Source organism: Shewanella mesophila, assembly GCF_019457515.1.
GTDB classification, from domain to species: Bacteria; Pseudomonadota; Gammaproteobacteria; order Enterobacterales; family Shewanellaceae; genus Shewanella; species Shewanella mesophila.
The window spans coordinates 1440311-1455599 of sequence record NZ_CP080421.1 but is presented as its reverse complement, the minus strand read 5'-3'; the positions used below and the strand labels follow the sequence as shown (position 1 = coordinate 1455599).

At 44.5% G+C, this 15289-nt stretch carries 11 protein-coding genes and 1 riboswitch; of the genes, 6 read left to right on the top strand and 5 right to left on the bottom strand.

Annotation, left to right across the window (positions count from 1 at the left end; genetic code table 11):
* Positions 1 to 92: 92 nt before the first annotated feature.
* On the bottom strand, positions 93 to 1130 hold the full coding sequence (locus K0I73_RS06435; RefSeq protein WP_220063668.1) for a LacI family DNA-binding transcriptional regulator: 1038 nt from the start codon (positions 1128 to 1130) through the stop codon (positions 93 to 95).
* Positions 1131 to 1196: 66 nt separating this feature from the next.
* A complete protein-coding gene (locus K0I73_RS06430; protein ID WP_220063667.1) occupies positions 1197 to 1775 on the bottom strand; it encodes a thymidine kinase in 579 nt (192 codons plus the stop codon).
* Positions 1776 to 2122: 347 nt separating this feature from the next.
* On the opposite strand from K0I73_RS06430, the gene K0I73_RS06425 reads away from it, so the two are divergent.
* Both K0I73_RS06425 and K0I73_RS06420 read left to right on the top strand, forming a co-directional pair.
* Positions 2123 to 3292, top strand: coding sequence for a transglutaminase-like domain-containing protein (locus K0I73_RS06425; protein WP_220063666.1), 1170 nt, complete (start codon positions 2123 to 2125; stop codon positions 3290 to 3292).
* A gap of 278 nt (positions 3293 to 3570) precedes the next feature.
* Positions 3571 to 5727, top strand: a complete 2157-nt coding sequence (locus K0I73_RS06420) for a M3 family metallopeptidase (RefSeq protein ID WP_220063665.1) — start codon at positions 3571 to 3573, stop codon at positions 5725 to 5727.
* A 79-nt stretch (positions 5728 to 5806) separates the two neighbouring features.
* Here K0I73_RS06420 and K0I73_RS06415 read toward each other — a convergent pair whose 3' ends face one another.
* The 3 genes from K0I73_RS06415 to K0I73_RS06405 all read right to left on the bottom strand — a co-directional run bounded on the left by K0I73_RS06415 (position 5807) and on the right by K0I73_RS06405 (position 9490).
* Positions 5807 to 7375, bottom strand: coding sequence for a Na+/H+ antiporter NhaC family protein (locus tag K0I73_RS06415; RefSeq protein WP_220063664.1), 1569 nt, complete (start codon positions 7373 to 7375; stop codon positions 5807 to 5809).
* A gap of 78 nt (positions 7376 to 7453) precedes the next feature.
* Positions 7454 to 7669: riboswitch (Lysine riboswitch) on the bottom strand.
* Between the two features lie 148 nt (positions 7670 to 7817).
* Entirely contained in the window at positions 7818 to 8741 is a 924-nt protein-coding gene (locus K0I73_RS06410) for an electron transfer flavoprotein subunit alpha/FixB family protein (RefSeq protein ID WP_220063663.1), read from the bottom strand.
* On the bottom strand, positions 8741 to 9490 hold the full coding sequence (locus tag K0I73_RS06405) for an electron transfer flavoprotein subunit beta/FixA family protein (RefSeq protein ID WP_220063662.1): 750 nt from the start codon (positions 9488 to 9490) through the stop codon (positions 8741 to 8743). The genes K0I73_RS06410 and K0I73_RS06405 overlap by 1 nt, the downstream gene beginning before the upstream one ends.
* Before the next feature lie 311 nt (positions 9491 to 9801).
* Here K0I73_RS06405 and K0I73_RS06400 point away from each other — a divergent pair, with 311 nt between their 5' ends.
* The 4 genes from K0I73_RS06400 (at position 9802) to rcsF (ending at position 15262) form a co-directional block, all read left to right on the top strand.
* Positions 9802 to 10197: an H-NS histone family protein gene (locus tag K0I73_RS06400; protein WP_220063661.1), complete on the top strand. Its 396-nt coding sequence runs from the start codon at positions 9802 to 9804 to the stop codon at positions 10195 to 10197.
* A 220-nt stretch (positions 10198 to 10417) separates the two neighbouring features.
* Positions 10418 to 13534 (top strand): amidohydrolase family protein, encoded by a 3117-nt coding sequence (locus K0I73_RS06395; protein WP_220063660.1) that lies wholly within the window; start codon positions 10418 to 10420, stop codon positions 13532 to 13534.
* Entirely contained in the window at positions 13534 to 14808 is a 1275-nt protein-coding gene (locus K0I73_RS06390) for an amidohydrolase family protein (RefSeq protein ID WP_220063659.1), read from the top strand. Before K0I73_RS06395 ends, K0I73_RS06390 begins: the two co-directional genes overlap by 1 nt.
* Before the next feature lie 79 nt (positions 14809 to 14887).
* Positions 14888 to 15262 (top strand): Rcs stress response system protein RcsF, encoded by a 375-nt coding sequence (gene rcsF, locus K0I73_RS06385; RefSeq protein WP_220063658.1) that lies wholly within the window; start codon positions 14888 to 14890, stop codon positions 15260 to 15262.
* The last annotated feature ends 27 nt before the right edge of the window (positions 15263 to 15289 follow it).

Genomic DNA, 15289 nt, shown 5'->3' with positions numbered 1-15289 from the left:
ACCACTGTCGCAACAGAGATAGATGGATTATCAACATCAATTATTAGCCAGGTTCAGCATCTTGCCATCAGCAAGATGCTGAAGTTTATTTTCTAACAGCTACCACCACGCAATAACTCATAATCAAGTATTTCTGCATCATGAGCATCATCAATAAACATCTGCGCAGCTTGACGTCCCTTCTGCTCAGAATGCTGATAAACGGTAGTCAATGCAGGTACCATGCGTTGAGCTTCCTCAATACCATCAAAACCGACGACTCGGATATCTTCAGGTACTCTCAGCCCCTTTTGCAGAGCTTCTCGCACCACAGCCATTGCAATTAAATCACTCATACACAGAAAAACATTAGGTCGAGGGTTGCAGCTCAATGCCTCTTTGGCCGCAATAGCCGCAAAGTCAGAATTGCTCTCAGGAATATTCCACACTCGATCCGGACTCAGTGAAATCTGTTTATCAGTAATCGCGTCGAGATATCCTTGCAACCGCTGATGCGCTATCGAAGTATCAACCTCCATAGCGTCAGAGTCAAAATCATAGACCCGGCAGGTAAGATGAGTATCGAGTAGACGTAAACCCAAAATTGCGACCTGATCTTGCTCCGATTGTAATGCAATCGATGCGACATCGTATGCACCACGGCGGTTATCTATACTTACCGATGCACTTCGATGAATATTAAAGTCTACCGTAACCACTTTCTTCTTCATCTGCTTAAGTTGATCAACCAACACACCGTTTCGTGGCCGACCGTAACAGATAAAACCGTCAACGAAATCACTTACGCCATTGATACTCTCAGCACCTCCAGAAAACAGCAAAAGATTAATTTTATGCTGTTCAAGTACTTCAGCTACCCCTTTCATAAACTTACTTGCGACCGGATCCGACACCATATAAGACACGCTATCAGGTAATACCAGCGCAACAGTATCAAACTTACCTCGGCGCAGGGATCTGGCGGCCTTGTTGGGGCCAAAGTATCCTAGTTCATTACATGCGGCTAAGATCTCATTACGTCGCTTTTCAGACAACTGATCGGGACGATTGAAGGCATTAGAAACAGTCGCATTTGACACCCCCAACTCTTGGGCGATGCTTTTTAATGTCCAATGCTTAGATTCGGTCATAGATTATTCCGTAGATGACTCGCTTACATGAGGTAAACTTTCAGTCTAATGAGCGAGTCTCAATGGCTAGTCCCACAAAAACTCACGAAAGTGTTTACGGCATACAGACTCATAACTTTCGTTACCACCAATGGCGACCTGTTCACCCTCTTTCATTGGTTTGCCTTCACCATCTAGGCGCACCACCATATTCGCCTTACGACCACAATGACAAATGGTTTTTAGCTCGACTAACTTATCGGCCCAAGCAAGCAAATATTGGCTACCACTAAAGAGTTCGCCTTGGAAATCGGTCTTTAGGCCATAGCACAGTACGGGAATATCTAAAATATCCACCACATAAGTCAACTGCTTAACTTGCTCTTTACTTAAAAACTGAGATTCATCGATTAAGATGCAGTGAAGTATTTGCTCTTCATTCGCGCGGCGAATCATCTCACTTAAATTATCATCACTACTAAAGACCTGAGCTTCAGTCTCTATGCCGATACGTGACGCCACTTTTCCTACGCCAAAACGATCATCGATTGATGCCGTCATCACTAGGGTATTCATACCGCGTTCACGATAGTTATATGAAGATTGTAAAAGCGAAGTCGATTTGCCTGCATTCATCGCCGAATAGTAAAAATAAAGCTGTGCCAAGGTAAATATTCCTGTGATTATTTTTCTCGGTAAATTCTAACACTATCTTTGTACATTTAGCAGCGTCAAAAATGCCATGAATTCTTAGTAAGACCGAATTTAGTCGATTTTGAGTAGCCGATCAAAAAGCTGAATCAAATTTGAATTTAGGGCGACCTAAACACTCGTTATATCTATCTCGATTAATAGCAATACAATAAAACACCAAACTATTGCGATACCACTCTAAAATAGATTACCAGAGGCAATGTTATAGACACGTTACATCTGTTTTACTATATTGGCTGTTAACACTGTTTTTACCGATGTTGATATCATTTAAATTACGACATGTAACAAGGAAGGTTATGTATTTATATCGTTTTTTTAATTCATTATTACTGCTGCTGATATCATCAGCACTTATCTCCTGTGCATCTCGCTCTGATATTAAATCTGAAGATCAAACCAAGGATATTTTTGAAATACTTGATCTCACCGTGCTCGGTCAAAAGCCCAAGATAGACGCTATAGACAAAGTGCTGCTTGTTGACAGCGAAGAAAAAGCAAGGTTTTTAGAATATTATCAATCCAATACCGATATCCGTGGACATCATCGAATTTATGATTATTTAGAAGAGAGACTCGGCACTTTTAGCTATTACGGCAAAACCTACAGTGCCAATGAAACCCTAGAGCACAACTCTGGAAACTGTATGTCTCTAGCGGTATTAACCACGGCTTACGCTAATCTGGTCGGAATTGAAACCCAGTACATCGAAGAAACCTCCTCACCCGTTTTCTTTCAAAGCGCGAATCTTGAACTTATTTCAAATCATGTAAAAACCAAATTAGTCGATCCTAGTTTTGAAAAGAAAGATGATGTTCTCTACTTCTTCGAGCCAGGCGTGATCATTGACTACTTCCCCAGCCGTAACTCCATATCGAAAGGCAATATAAATGATAAACAATTTATGGCGATGTATTATCAAAACCTTGCAGCCGACGCTCTACAGAATAAGGAATTCAACAATTCCGCATGGCTGGCAATTGAAGGACTCAAACTAGCGCCTAGACGAATTGAAATCATTAACTTGTTGGCCGTTATCTTTAGGCATTTAGAGCAAGACGCTCAAGCAGAATCAATCTATCTTTATGGCCTGTCGTTAAAACCGAATGATCTAAACCTATTATTCAACTACCAGGTGTTATTGACTAGAAATGCCAGATATATAGAAGCGCAGCGGCTGCAAAACCGCATAGATAATGCGAAAGATCCTAGTCCATTTCGCTGGGTCACATTGGGAAATGAGCATTACAAAAACAAAGATTATCGCCGAGCCTTAAAATACTACAGTAAAGCGATCGAGCTTGCCCCATACATACCTCAAGGCTATGCCGGTAAAGCAAAAACACTCTATCTACTCGGTGACCAACATCAAGCTAAAGAAGCCCTTACGCTAGCATTGGAAAAGGTACATCAACCTGAACTTGAAAGACTCTACCAAGCTAAGTTAACCATGTTGTCACAACATTAAGCCTACTGACGAAGGCAACAGATATCGATAAATAAAATGCTAGGTAGTGTTTAACCTACTTAGCATTTTACTTTCAAGCTTAACTTACCATCAAAATAGCTAATAAAATCGATAAAAAACAACCTCCCTCAAAAATTAGAATACAGCTGTTCTTTCCTCAAAATATTAACTAATTTCAGCCTGATTTAAGTCACAAAAGATAAAGTAACGTCTAACGTGTCTGCTAACTTGTTTACGATAAAAAATAACAAACATCAAAAGAAGGAAGTCGTTGTAACATGAAATTAAATCTTATCGCACTGGCCATTGCTGGTACTCTATCTACAACCCTATTATTAACAGGGTGCCAATCGACGACGCCTGAAGGCGAAAACACACAACAGCTGTTAGTGGATCCTATTGCTGCAAATCCACTCTTTATCGCAAGCTCACTGCAATATCAAGCGCCTAATTTTAACATCATCAAAGATAAACATTTTCAGCCCGCATTAGAGCAAGGGATTAAAGAGCACTATCAGCAAGTCCTCACTATCGCCAATAATAGTAACAGCCCAACATTTGCAAACACCATAGTGGCGCTAGAAATCAGTGGTGAATTGCTTAACCGTGCATCTAAAGTGTTTTATAATCTAACGGGCTCAAACAGCAATCCAACCTTACGTAAAATCCAGGGTGAAATGGCACCAAAAATAGCAGCCCATTCGGACAATATTCATCTAAATAGCGCCCTGTTTTCTCGCATCGATAGCTTATATCAACAGCGTCAGCAACTGGGATTAACCGCTGAAGAGGTGCGCCTTATCGAAATTTATCACCAGCGTTTTGTTATGGCAGGCGCTAAATTAACTGATGAGCAAAAAGCGCAAATTCGCGTGTTGAATGAAGAGCAATCGACCCTAACCAATGAGTTTAGCCAGCGCCTGATGCGCCTGACTAAAGAAATTGCGATTGTAGTAGATGATGTTAATCAATTAGCTGGCTTGTCAGACAGCGACATTCGCGCCGCTAAAGCCGATGCTAAGGCGCAAGGCCATGAAGGTCAGTACCTGCTTAGCATTACCAATACCACTCGCCAACCTGTACTAGCCAAACTTGAGAATCGCGAGCTCCGTCAACGCATTTGGCAAGCATCATCCACACGCGGCATGAGTGGTGACAATGAGACTGCGTCATTGGTATCACGCCTTGCACAACTTCGCGCCGAGCGTGCCGCACTGCTGGGCTATAAAAGTTGGGCCGATTATCGTTTAACCCCGCAGATGGCTAAGACACCCGAAGCCGTTTATGACATGTTTGGCTCTATGGTGCCAGCCGTTGTCGCTAATACCGAAAAAGAAGCCGCTGATATTCAAGCGATGATAGACAAAACGGGAGGCAACTTTACCTTAGCCCCCTGGGATTGGGCTTTCTACGCTGAAAAAGTTCGCCAAGAAAAATTTGATCTCGATGAGTCATCGATCAAACCTTACTTTGAGTTTGACCGTGTACTGAAAGATGGGGTGTTCTTCACTCTAGAAAAGCTGTACGGAGTCACCTTGAAGCCACGCCCAGATCTGCCTGTCTATCATGAAGATGTCAAAGCCTATGAGATGTTTGATACCGACGGCACCTCAATGGCTATCTTCTACGCCGACTATTTTGCTCGTGAAGGTAAACGCGGCGGCGCATGGATGAGTTCATTTGTATCGCAATCGACATTGCTAAACAGCAAACCGGTTGTGGTTAACGTAATGAATATTAAGAAGGCGCCAGAGGGTGAGCCTACTTTTGTCAGCTACGATGAAGTGACAACCATGTTCCATGAGATGGGCCACGGCACCCACGGCATGTTCTCTAAAGTGACCTACCCTAGCCTATCGGGTACAGCGGTATCTCGTGACTTCGTTGAGTTTCCATCGACTTTTGAAGAGGATTGGGCTTCGCATCCAGAGGTACTCGCCAACTATGCCAAGCACTACCAAACTGGCGAAGTGATCCCAGAGGAATTGCTACAAAAGTTACTTAAGTCCCGTAGTTTTAACCAAGGTTTCGATACGCTTGAGTATATGGCAGCGGCATTAGTAGACCTTGAGTGGCACTCACTACCAGCTGACGCACCACTGCAAGATGTCGTAAGTTTCGAAGCAAACGCGCTGAAGAAGCACGGCATCAATATCCCTGCTGTGCCGCCACGTTATAAGTCGACCTATTTTGCTCACGCCTTCCCCGGTGGCTATTCCGCTAGCTATTATGCCTACATGTGGAGTGAGATCTTGGCGGCCGATGCATTCGCCTACGTGCAAACCCAAGGTGGCTTAAACCGTGAAATCGGTATGAAGTACCGTAAGACTATTCGTGAAGTAGGTAATAGCGTGCCACCAATGGAAGCGTACAAAGCATTTCGTGGCCAAGAACCTACCACAGATGCGCTGCTTAAACGTCGCGGATTAAACTAATACTAAGCCGTAAGCCTAACTTACTTTAACCCAATAAAAATGCCGCTAAATTAGCGGCATTTTTTTATACACTTACCCGTTAACTTACTGGTTGAATAGCCTTGTGGCGCAGAACCAATATGCTGATAACAAACAAGACGCTACACGCGGCAAGGCCTGCTGCCAGTGATTCGGTAAAACCAAGCACGGTATAACCACCTAAGCTGATCCCAGCAACAATTAACGCATAAGGTAACTGAGTCAATACATGGTCAATATGGTGACAGTTGGCCCCGGTCGACGACAAAATGGTCGTATCAGATATGGGTGAGCAGTGGTCACCAAATACCGCACCGGCTAATACAGCCGCGAGCATGGGTAACATCATGTTGGTATGCGTTCCCATCGCCATATCGGCGGCAATCGGCAGCATAATACCAAATGTTCCCCAGCTGGTGCCTGTGGAAAACGCCGTCAATCCAGCCAACACGAATAACACTGCTGGTAATAGTGCAAATGGAATATTACCAGTAGCTAGGCTCGCCATATATTTACCCGTTTCCATCTGACCGATAACACCGGCGATTGTCCATGCAAACAATAAAATATAAATAGCAGGTAGCATTGAACGCGCACCCGCAACCACACCTTTTAAGACAAGTGCTTTATCTAAACCTTGGCTTATCACCAAAACTAACGTCGATGCTAGGCCGATAACGGCACCAAAGAAAAGAGACGACGCGACATCGGTTTTCTCAAATGCACCAATCACACTAAATGGCAGACTTTCGGCCGCTAGCGCATCGGCACCACTGCTGATCATAAAATAGATAGTGGCAAACACTAATACGGTAATAGGGAGAAATAGGCCTAATATTTTCCCCGAATCGGCTTCAGGCAGATCACTATTCGCCCCAGGAGGTAAGCCTTTAGCCTCATCATACAGATTACCTTTTTGTGCATTCAGCTCATGTTGGCGCATAGGACCAACATCGAGTCCCATAAACGCAACGCAAAGCAACAGTAACAAGGCAAAAATGGCGTAGAAATTCATGGGGATCATCTGAATAAACACACTCAAATGACCCGTATCGGTAAAACCATGAGTCGTTAAGATACCGCCAATCAGAGCAATAATATACGCGCCCCAACTCGAAACAGGTGAGATAACACAGATAGGCGCGGCGGTAGAATCCAGTAAATAAGCTAACTTACTGCGAGAGATATAATACCTATCGGTCAGAGGACGCGCGACGCTCCCCACCACTAGGCTGTTAAAATAGTCATCGATAAAAACCACGCAGCCTAAGAACATTGTCAGCAGCTTTGCATCTCGCTTATTGCGAATATGCTGACGCGCCCAATCAGCAAAAGCTTTGGCTGCACCGCTAACGGTAATAAGCGCAGTGATCATCCCAAGTAAAATAAGGAAGCCTAGCAGATAGACATTCCAACTATTTAAAGTGCCATCATCCCAGAACAGTCCAACCACCTTCTGACCCAGATACTGGCCAGTTCCCGTGATTGAATAATCGGTAATAAAGATTGCGCCTAATAGGATCCCTAGTCCTAAGGAGAGTAATACGCGGCGAGTAAAAATCGCCAGCAGAATTGCCACCACAGGAGGTAGCAAAGAAAGTGCCGAATCGGCGTAACTCAAAGTTGTCATTATTTTATGTCGTCTTCGTTAAAATACGAATGGAGGGCAACTGAACTGGTGGGATATAGTCATAGATATTACACCTGTCCTATCAGTAGCGCTCCATAGTGATACCATGCGTCGGTATACCTTCTTTTTATCTTCCAGATAAAAAGCACTATGGCAGTGCTGTCTCTATTCGATGACAGCCCCAGCAGCAAGCCTTGATGAACTTTACCACTTCGGCATCAAATCCTTTCATGTTCACTCATCGGCATCACCCTAATGAACACTAGTTATATTTAATGCACCTCTACGTCTCAGGACGCCAACCAATTTCACTATCGGTCGACGTGACGCACATAAAAACACAAGCGGCTTAAAGGATGCTACCTCAAAGCCGCTTGGCGTGATCTATATCACATTAAGTTTTAAATGAACACCAAAGCGTTCACCAACTGTTTACATTTTACTAAAGAAGCTCAAGTAACTTAGGCACGGCTTCAAACAGATCAGCCTCTAGACCGTAATCAGCGACTTGGAAGATCGGAGCTTCTGGATCTTTGTTAATTGCCACAATAACTTTAGAGTCTTTCATACCCGCCAGGTGTTGAATGGCACCAGAAATACCGACAGCAATATACAGATCTGGGGCAACAATCTTACCAGTTTGACCCACCTGTAGATCATTTGGCACGTAGCCCGCGTCAACGGCCGCGCGAGATGCACCCAAAGCGCCGCCCAATTTGTCGGCTAGCTGCTCAAGGATAGCGAAGTTCTCTGCACTGCCTAACGCACGACCACCAGAAACAACAACAGAAGCGGCACCTAAGTCTGGGCGCTCAGATTCAGTCAAGGTTTGCGATACAAACTCAACATTGCTACTAAACACGCCATCGATGTTTTGTACCGCTGCACCGCCATCATTAGCCACAGAGTCAAACGCACTGCAACGAACAGTCATCACTTTTATCGCATCTAAGCTCTGTACGGTTGCCATAGCGCTACCAGCGTATATTGGACGCACGAAGGTATCATCACTAACCACTTCAACGACTTCTGACAACTGAGCCACATCAAGCAGCGCTGCAACGCGAGGCATAACATCTTTACCTAAGCTAGAAGCCGATGCCAAGATATGTTGATAATCACTCGCCATAGACACCACTAAGGCACCCAGATTTTCCGCAATACCATTAGCATAAGCGGCATTATCGGCAACCAATACAGTTCGTACACCACTGAGTTGTTTAGCCGCTTCGACTGCCGCCGCGCAGTTTTCACCGGCAACTAACAGATCAACATCACCACCAATCGCTTGACCACAAGCAACCACTTTTGCGGTATCTAGCTTTAGACTCGCATTATCATGTTCTGCAATTACTAGAATAGCCATTAGATCACCTTCGCTTCATTTTTTAGCTTTTCAACCAGCTCCTCAACAGAAGCCACCATCACGCCAGCCTCACGCTGAGCAGGCGGAGTAACTTTAAGCACATTTTGATGTTGCTTAAGTGTCACGCCTAGGCTATCAACAGTTACCGTATCAAGTGGCTTACGCTTCGCTTTCATGATGTTAGGTAGTTTTGCATATCTAGGTTCGTTCAAACGCAGATCGGTAGTAATAATCGCAGGTAGTGGCATCTTTAAGGTTTGCAAACCGCCATCAATTTCACGAGTCACTAATACGGTATCGCCTTCGACCTTCACTTCAGACGCAAAGGTGGCTTGAGGCATACCTGCAAGCGCTGCCAGCATCTGACCCGTCTGATTGTTATCGCCATCGATAGATTGCTTACCGAGCAGAATAATCTGCGCCTGCTCTTGGCCCTGAATAGCATTAAGGAGCTTTGCGATTGACAGAGGTGCGAGTTCTTCATCGGTTTCCACATGAATACCACGATCGGCACCTAATGCCATTGCTGTACGCAATTGCTCTTGAGCCGCTTTAGGTCCAATGGTTGCCACTACTATCTCAGTAACAATACCCGCTTCTTTTAAACGAACCGCTTCTTCTACAGCAATCTCACAAAATGGATTAATCGCCATTTTAAGATTTGCGGTATCGACACTCGTATTGTCAGCATTCACTCTGACCTTCACATTGGCATCGACGACGCGTTTAACTGGCACCAATACTTTCATAAGGCTTCCTTCTTACGTCTTTATTCTGGATAAAAAATAGTGCATAGCAAAACTATCACAAACTAGTGCCACTTTACGTCCTGTTTACGTTAACGTCAACAAGAAGTAAGCGGAAGTTATCGTAGAATCTAAAAGTAACAAAATTAGGCTTATCTAGTGGCCAATTTGAGTAGTATTTGTTATTTACCAATATAAAATTACATCATATATCGAAATAATTATTTAATTCGTTTGATAAAGCAGTTATTAGTTTCTATTATTAACCGCGTATTCATATTTACTATATATATTTTCAGTAGGAAATTATTAAAATGAGCGAATTTCTAGATATTTTGACCCACGGTCGTCGTTTTAAAGCTGCTGTTAAAGAGCTATCAGTTGATGACTTAAAAGACTTAGCCGTCAAACTTGAAAAAATCATCACTGAAAAAGTTCAGCAAGCCGAAGAAGAAAATGCGGCAATGGCAGAACGTAACGCAAAAATTGAAGAGATCCGCCAACAAATGGAAGCCGTTGGTTTATCAGTTGATGATTTAGGTGTTGTTGCAACAAAATCAGCACCAAAGAAAAAGCGCGCACCACGCCCAGCTAAATATAAAATTGAAGTCGATGGCGAAACCATCACTTGGACAGGTCAGGGTCGCACTCCAACTGTATTTAAGAAAGAATTGGACAAAGGACGTAGCCTAGAAGAGTTCCTTATCTAGAATACCTGTCGAGAAAAAGGAGGAGAGCTAAATCGCTTTCCTATCCAATATTAAGCCAACTTTTTAGTTGGCTTTTTTTTGGTAAATTATGTCAACGAGTTTATTGCTAGATTAGTTGAGCAAGCGCTTGTGAATTTTACCAATACATCACTTGGTAATTGTTCACAAATTAGGATAATCTTTAGCAATCCCAATAGTTCAGCTCAAAATCAATAAACCTATGCGCATTCATTTTAAATCGGCAACCATTTGTATTACTATGGCGGCACTCGTCACTTTTACCGCCGACGCAAACTCACAACTAACTGATAACACGCCAAAAATCACAGCGTTCACCAATGCGACATTGATGATTGAACCAGGAAAAGAGCTCAAGCGAGCAACCCTGTTAATTGAAAACAGTAAAATAAAATCAATTATCACCAATGAGCAAATACCTAGCGATGCTTATGTTATCGATATGACAGGCAAGGTGATTTACCCAGGTTTTATAGACCCCTACACAGACTACGCAATCGATTTTAAATATGATCAGCAAAAGATCACTCCGCCAGTGTATGAAATTAAGCGCATCGGCGGTAATGCTGAGAATGGTGCCATTCACGCCGAAAAGGAGTGGTTTAACTATGTTTACCCCAACGAAGAATCGGCAAAAAAATGGCTAACGAATGGTTTTACCAGCGTACAGACAGGCGCTCTAGACGGGATATTTAGAGGACGGGCAGCGAGTGTTTCTCTCGCGCAATTAAAAGCCAACGATATTATTTATCGTTCAAGATCGAGTCATCTATTCGCTTTCGATAAAGGCAGTTCAATTCAAGATTATCCCAGTTCATTAATGGGCAGTATGGCACTAATACGCCAAACCCTAGCAGATGCCAAATGGTATAACGCCAACATTGATAAATCCTTGGATAAAACATCGGTCGATAATATTGAATTTAATATCGCGCTCGAACGTCTGGGTAATATAAAGCAAGAATCTACACTGTTTGAAACCAAAGATTTAAATAGCCTGTTAAGAGCTGCCAGCTTACTGCACGAACATCAGTTATCGGGCAACCTATTGGGTAACGGAAGAGAATATGCTCGTATCGATGAAGTTAAAGCGACTGGCTTTAGTATTATTTTGCCGCTTAACTTTCCCGCTGCGCCCAATGTCAAAGATGATGGTGAAGAGCGTAATATCCCGTTAGCGGAACTGCGCCACTGGGAGCGCGCGCCAACCAATCCCTATGCCCTCGAAATGGCCAAAATCCCATTTGCCTTGACTCAATATGGGATTAAAGCCGACGCCTTCTGGCCAAGATTGAAACAAGCTATCGATGCAGGGCTCAGCAAACAAACCGCCCTCGCCGCATTAACAACCGAAGCCGCCGAGATTGCGGGGATAGGTGATCTTAGTGGTCGCCTCAAATCTGGCTACATGGCGGATCTTGTGGTTGCCGATGGCGATCTATTTGAGTCAGGTAAAATCGAAAGTGTCTGGTTACAAGGTAAAGAAACTCAATTAATACCAAGAGACACACATAGGCTAACCAGTAATTATCAACTAACACTGGGTGAGCTAACCTTAGATTTAGCGGTGACACAAGGCGACAAACTGTCGGGTATGTTAAGCAGCGGCGAACAAGAGATAAGATTAGACGCCCTAGCCTACGCCAACCAAAGGCTTACCTTTACCGCCGATCTCGGTGACGCAGGCTACCCAGGAATCAATCGTTTTACCTTATGGTTCGATGATCAAGGTGTTCATGGGCGCATGTTAGATAAAGACAACAGCCAACATCTACTAGCCGGTATCACCATTGAAAGCGAGCAAGAAGTAGAGATTAAACCTGAGGTCCCAATTAAACCTCTTGTTTCTAAGCTAACTCAACCAAACGTCGCTTACGGGTTAATCACTCAACCTGAAACAGAGAAAATCCATCTCAGAAATGCCACTATCTGGACATCGACGGCAGAAGGGATATTAGAAAACAGTGACCTACTCATTAGCCGCGGACAGATTGAAAAGATAGGCAAGAATCTCACTACGCCCTCTGGTTATCAAATCATAGATGCAACAGGCAAACATATCACCGCAGGGATCATCGACGAGCACTCTCATATTGCGCTCAATGGCGGCACCAATGAGGGGACGGACGCCATCACCTCAGAGGTACGCATAGGCGATGTACTTAACCCTGAAGATATCGCTATTTATCGAGCCCTTGCTGGCGGCGTAACCTCTGCACAACTGCTGCACGGCAGCGCCAATCCTATCGGTGGACAAGCACAGGTGATAAAAATGCGTTGGGGAGAAAATGCCCAAGGCATTAAATTTGAGCAGGCGCCTGCAAGTATAAAGTTCGCCCTAGGCGAAAACGTCAAGCAGAGCAACTGGGGCGACAATTTCACTCGCCGTTTCCCTCAGAGTCGCATGGGCGTTAAGTCACTATTTGAAGAGGCATTCAACGAAGCGATTGCCTATGAAAAAGCGCTAAAAATCTATAATAACTTGCGCTCGAGTGAACAACGACGCCAGCTTGCCCCTAAACCTAATTACCGCCTCCAAGCCGTCAGTGAAGTGCTCAACGGAAAGCGTGATATCCACATCCACTCTTATGTTCAATCGGAGATCTTGATGTTTATCCGTCTAGCGGAGGCTTACAATTTTAAAGTCGGTACCTTCACCCATATTTTAGAGGGCTATAAAGTTGCCGATGAGATGGCAAAACATGGGGCTTTTGCGTCGACATTCTCCGATTGGTGGGCCTATAAATTCGAGGTTTATGATGCCATCCCACAAAATACCTGTCTGATGCACGACAAAGGCGTGCTCACCAGCATCAACTCGGATGACTATGAGATGCAACGGCGTCTCAACCAAGAAGCGGCTAAATCGGTAATGTACTGCAACATGAGCCAAATGGATGCTTGGAACATGGTGACAATCAACCCAGCAAAACAACTGGGGATCGACGAATATGTAGGTTCATTAGCGCCAGGCAAACAAGCCGATGTCGTACTTTGGGATCACTCGCCACTTTCAGTATATGCAAAAGTCGATAGCACTTGGATTGAGGGACGTCGCTATTTCGACAGAGTACAAGACAAGGCGATGCAATCCGATGTCGCCACCGAGCGCGCGGCGCTAATTCAAGCCATATTAACCAGTGACAAGCCCAGTGTTCCGGGAGAGACACCAGCTGTCGACAATGACCCCCAATGGCACTGCGACACCCAATATGATGTTTGGCGACACCATGCCGATACACAAAGAGCCAATACGCAGAACGCCAACGCACTAAACAGCCAAAAACGATACAGCCACACGTATGGGGAGGCTTTATAATGAGACATTTAACTCAAATAATGGCCGTCGGTCTTGGCTTAGTCAGTAGCTCTCTATTGGCTCACGACATGGTGCCAGCAAAACCACAAAGCCAAGCCATAGTGATTAGCAATGCAAGGGTGCATACCGTCACCGATGGCGTACTCGCCAACACTGATATTCGGCTAGAGGCAGGTAAAATTGTTGCAGTCGGTACAAAGCTCAACGCCGAAAATGCACTGGTTATCGATGCCACAGGCAAACATCTTTATCCTGGATTGATTGCATTAGATACCAGTATCGGCCTGGTCGAAGTGGAGATGATGCGCCCAAGTAATGACAGCTATGAAGTTGGTCAGAGTAATCCACAACTACTGGCTGTTAGTGCATTTAATCCCGATTCAGAGATTATTCCAACGGTGCGTGTCAACGGTATAACCCATGCTCAAGTCGTACCTCAAGGAAAGGCGTTAACCGGACAATCCGCATTGGTATCTTTAGATAGTTGGACCATAGAAGATGCATTAGTGGCAACACCCAAACAGTTTCATCTCTACTGGCCCACTATGGGACGCTTATCCCATGATGATGAGAAACGAAAGCAACAGGTCGAGCAATATAACCAGCAGCGAGAGGCGATTAAGACGGCACTGCAAGATGGTTATCGCTATTATCTCGCGGCTAACGCCAATAAAATCAACAAAATTGATAATCGCTGGCAAGCGATGTTGCCACTCTATCAAGGTCAGGGACAGCTTTTCGTTCACGCCGATAGCAGCGAGCAGATTGAACAAGCGGTAGCTATGATCACGCCTTATCAATTTAAACTCGTGATCGTCGGCGGCTATGACGCTTGGCGAGTCGCAGAGCAGCTCAATGAAATTGGCGCATCGGTCATCTACAACCACACCTTAAGCTTACCCATGCGAAAAGATGAGCCAACCGAAATGAGCTTCAAAGTGCCCAAGCTGCTCAAACAAGCTGGAATCCCCTTTGCTCTTGGCTTTAGCTCCGACTGGAACGCGCGTAACCTCCCCTTTGCCGCAGGCCAAGCGGCGGCCTACGGATTAAGCCAAGATGAGGCGCTTAAAAGTATCACCTTAGACGCGGCGAAGATCCTGGGTATCGATGATATGGGGGCGATAGCGGTTGGTTACAAAGCCAACATCTTACTCTCCTCTGGTGACATGCTAGATCCACTATCGAGTAAAATCGAAGCCGTGTTTATCGATGGCCGCCAAATAGATCTCAATAATCGCCAACAACAACTTTATCAAAAGTACCTAAAGCGTTAGAATTTCTATTCTAAACAGTTCAATACTGGTCATCTAACGATGGCCTGTATTACTGCCCAACTCAAAACAGGCTCATACCATGAAAAAGACAACCCTTGCCATCACAGTGCTACTGCTAAGTGGTTGCGCTGGCGACTACGCTTTTAATAGCAACTTAAGCGGACAAGCCATAGATGACTACTTTAAAGTTGGTGACGTTGTTTTATATCAACAGGGTATGCAGCCATCGACAACCTATGAAGTAAAAGGCTTAGTCGAAGGTGAATCTTGCCAAGAACGCGTAAATGACGTGCCAGCCTCTATTGCCGATGCACGCACCATCGCTCGCCGAGCCGCCGCTGAAAAAGGCGCAAATGGTCTCATCGTTAAGCAGTGTGTCATGTTTGAAGAAGCCACTAAAGCCTGCGTTACTCGTGCGTTATGCGTTGGCCAGGCCATAGTAGATGCGAAGTAAATACGCTACCACACGTTAATTGAGCCT

Excerpts from the sequence above, each read along its gene's own strand:
- K0I73_RS06435 (WP_220063668.1), bottom strand. The coding sequence starts at position 1,130 with ATGACCGAATCTAAGCATTGGACATTAAAAAGCATCGCCCAAGAGTTG.
- K0I73_RS06425 (WP_220063666.1), top strand. The coding sequence starts at position 2,123 with ATGTATTTATATCGTTTTTTTAATTCATTATTACTGCTGCTGATATCA.
- K0I73_RS06420 (WP_220063665.1), top strand. The coding sequence starts at position 3,571 with ATGAAATTAAATCTTATCGCACTGGCCATTGCTGGTACTCTATCTACA.
- K0I73_RS06415 (WP_220063664.1), bottom strand. The coding sequence starts at position 7,375 with ATGACAACTTTGAGTTACGCCGATTCGGCACTTTCTTTGCTACCTCCT.
- K0I73_RS06410 (WP_220063663.1), bottom strand. The coding sequence starts at position 8,741 with ATGGCTATTCTAGTAATTGCAGAACATGATAATGCGAGTCTAAAGCTA.
- K0I73_RS06405 (WP_220063662.1), bottom strand. The coding sequence starts at position 9,490 with ATGAAAGTATTGGTGCCAGTTAAACGCGTCGTCGATGCCAATGTGAAG.
- K0I73_RS06400 (WP_220063661.1), top strand. The coding sequence starts at position 9,802 with ATGAGCGAATTTCTAGATATTTTGACCCACGGTCGTCGTTTTAAAGCT.
- K0I73_RS06395 (WP_220063660.1), top strand. The coding sequence starts at position 10,418 with ATGCGCATTCATTTTAAATCGGCAACCATTTGTATTACTATGGCGGCA.
- K0I73_RS06390 (WP_220063659.1), top strand. The coding sequence starts at position 13,534 with ATGAGACATTTAACTCAAATAATGGCCGTCGGTCTTGGCTTAGTCAGT.
- rcsF (WP_220063658.1), top strand. The coding sequence starts at position 14,888 with ATGAAAAAGACAACCCTTGCCATCACAGTGCTACTGCTAAGTGGTTGC.